Origin of the sequence: Streptomyces sp. KR55 (assembly GCF_052245645.1) — a bacterium.
Lineage (GTDB): Bacteria > Actinomycetota > Actinomycetes > Streptomycetales > Streptomycetaceae > Streptomyces > Streptomyces flavusporus.
Genome location: NZ_JBQQCE010000787.1, coordinates 1 through 2,611, shown reverse-complemented (window position 1 = coordinate 2,611; position 2,611 = coordinate 1). Strand labels below are relative to the sequence as shown.

Genomic DNA, 2,611 nt, shown 5'->3' with positions numbered 1-2,611 from the left:
GGTTAGGGGTGGTCGGCACGATGCGTGTCCCGCAGGCCGAGAGAGGGTTGGTGCACATGTCGACACGCTGGACACGGAGGACGCTGCTGGGCGTGACAGCGATCGCAGCGGCAGGTTCGGCCCTGCTGACGACGCCTGCGGCCGCGGTCGGCGGCACGGTGCCCGCCGCGGAGACGCGGGAGTCCCGGCACGCTGCCACCCAGGCCGCCATGGACGCGGCCGTCGCCGCGGGCGTGCCGGGCGTCGTGGCCGAAGTACGCGACACCCGCGGGGGATGGAAGGGCACCTCGGGCGTCGCCGACCTCTCCACGCAGCAGCCCCGCGGCAACGGCGACCGGTTCCGCGCGGGAAGCGTCACCAAGACGCTGGTGGCGACCGTCCTGCTCCAGCTCCAGGCGGAAGGGAAGGCCGATCTCGATGCCACGGTCGACCACTACCTCCCTGGCCTGGTGCGGGGGAACGGCCACGACGGCACGAAGATCACGGTCCGTCAGCTGATGAACCACACCAGCGGCATCTTCAACTTCACCGAGGACGCTGCGTTCTCGAAGAAGGTGCTGGGCATCGAGTTCCTCGAGTCCCGCTACGACGACTGGACTCCACAGCAGGTCATCGCCCTCGCCCTGCAGAACCCGCCCCAGTTCGAACCCGGCACCTCTTGGAAGTACTCCAACACCAACTACCTTCTGCTGGGGCTGATCATCGAGAAGCTGACCGGCAGGCCCTACGCCGAGGAGATCGAGCGGCGCATCACCAGGCCGCTCGGGATGCGCGCCACGTACTTCCCCGGCACCGACCCGCATGTCCCCGCGCCCACCCGGCACTACTCCACCTTCACGGAGGACCCGGGGAAGACCTACGACGTGACCGAACTCAACCCCTCCTGGGCCTGGGCGGCGGGCGAGATGGTCACCAACTCCGCCGACCTCAACCGCTTCTACACCGCCCTCCTCACCGGCAGGCTGCTGCGCCCCGCCCAGCTCCAGCAGATGACGACCACGGTCTCGACCGAGGGCAACCTGCCGCGTCAGCGCTACGGCCTGGGCCTCATCGAGTACGAGACGACCTGCGGGATCAAGGTCTGGGGCCACTCCGGCGGTATCCACGGCTCCTCGACACAGGCCTTCGGCACCAAGGACGGCCGGCACATGATCGCTCTGAACTTCAACGGCGACTGGGTCGGCGGCGGCAAGAACGTCGTCTCGGCCGAGTTCTGCCCGCCCGAACCTGCAACGTCGTCGCCGTCACCAACCTCCGTGGACAGAACGCCTAGCCCCACCTCGAACGCAGCTCGTCGCGCAGCCGCCGGGCGACTTGGCCCATGAGGGCGTCGGCGCCAGGCTGTCGGCCGGCGGCCACGCGTGACTCGGTCAGGACGGCTATCGCGTAGGTCTGGCCGTCGGCGTGTTCGACGACGCCCACCTCGTGGCGCAGGTTGAGCAGCATGCCGGTCTTGGACGACCAGGTGGAGGAGTCCGAGTCGAAGTCCGGGGCGAGGCGGTTGCGCACGAGGTTGTTGGCCATGAAGCCGCGCACCCGTGCCGCGACGTCGGGGTGGATCGCCGAGGGCATCGTCGGGGGCTCGTCGCTCTCGGTTCCGGGCCGCGACCGCCAGAGGGCCTGAAGGAGGTCGACGAAGGCCCGTGCCGTCCCGGTGTTGGCGCGCGAGATGTCGAGCTGCGGCACCCGGTGGCCGCGCCCCGGTGTGCCGGCGTCGATCGCGAGGGCGTGCGCGAGGTGCACGTCCGCCGGGTCGAAACGCTCCACCGGGGTTTCCATCAGCTCGCGCATGGTGTGCCGGACTGCAATGCCTCGCAGCCCCAACTCGTGTAGTACCGCCACGACTTGGTCGGGCGGCGTGAGTGCGAAGAGCGCGTCGGCGGCGCTGTTGTCGCTGATGCAGAGGGTGAGATAGAGCAGGTCCTCCACGGCGATGTGGGCGGCGTGACGGAACCGGCTCAGGCCGGTCGGACCGGGAGTGGTGATCCGCCCCGGCGGCACCTCGATCACCGTGGCGCCGTCGAGTTCCCCGCGCCGGATGCGTTCCAGCGTCACCAGGGCGAGCGGGATCTTCACCAGGGACGCGACGGGGAACTCGATGTCGGGGTCGATACCGATCTCGTCACCCGTCTCCAGGTCCCGGACGAGGAACGAGCCGTACAGCCCGCCGTCGCGCAGGGCCCGGCGCAGATCCCCGAGCAGTCTCTCGGTACTGGTGGTCATGCGGCTGCCTCCGAGCGCTCCGTGGCGCCGAGGCACCGGCTGATACCGTCCGCGCACGCCTGGCGTACGCGGACGGCGTCGACGTCCGCCTCATCCGCCACGGTCAGGGAGAACCCCCGCGCGAAGCCGGGGCCCAGCTCGCCGACGGGCCGCCAGTGGAGGCGGAGTTCGCGGGCCTGCGCGGCCGAGCACAGCAGTGCGTCGCCCTGACTGAGCACGTCCGCCGCGGCGGCGGCCACGGCCGGTGCGACGGCCAGCTGGGCCGGGAGCAGCCCGACGGCGTCGCGCAGCCGGGCGAGACGGTCCCGTACATGCGGCACGTCGTCCTCCGGCTGGAGCCACACGCGCCGGGGCCGCTGGTCGCGGTCGGCCCGGCCGGGGCGCAGGG

General features: G+C 70.9%; 2 protein-coding genes and 1 pseudogene. 1 reads left to right on the top strand and 2 read right to left on the bottom strand.

Translation table 11 applies throughout. The features are described from left to right. Positions 1-56 precede the first annotated feature (56 nt). Positions 57-1,325 (top strand): serine hydrolase domain-containing protein, encoded by a 1,269-nt coding sequence (locus ACTWQJ_RS50070; RefSeq protein WP_443312996.1) that lies wholly within the window; start codon positions 57-59, stop codon positions 1,323-1,325. Here ACTWQJ_RS50070 and ACTWQJ_RS50065 read toward each other — a convergent pair. Together ACTWQJ_RS50065 and ACTWQJ_RS50060 are read right to left on the bottom strand one after the other, a co-directional pair. Continuing rightward, positions 1,270-2,223: a serine hydrolase gene (locus tag ACTWQJ_RS50065; protein WP_443312995.1), complete on the bottom strand. Its 954-nt coding sequence runs from the start codon at positions 2,221-2,223 to the stop codon at positions 1,270-1,272. The two genes, ACTWQJ_RS50070 and ACTWQJ_RS50065, sit on opposite strands and share 56 nt — an antisense overlap. Next, positions 2,220-2,611: pseudogene (locus ACTWQJ_RS50060) on the bottom strand (LysR family transcriptional regulator); the annotation flags it as partial. The pseudogene ACTWQJ_RS50060 and the gene ACTWQJ_RS50065, both read right to left, overlap by 4 nt.

Coding starts and splice junctions, on each gene's coding strand:
- ACTWQJ_RS50070 (WP_443312996.1), top strand. CDS start 57: ATGTCGACACGCTGGACACGGAGGACGCTGCTGGGCGTGACAGCGATC.
- ACTWQJ_RS50065 (WP_443312995.1), bottom strand. CDS start 2,223: ATGACCACCAGTACCGAGAGACTGCTCGGGGATCTGCGCCGGGCCCTG.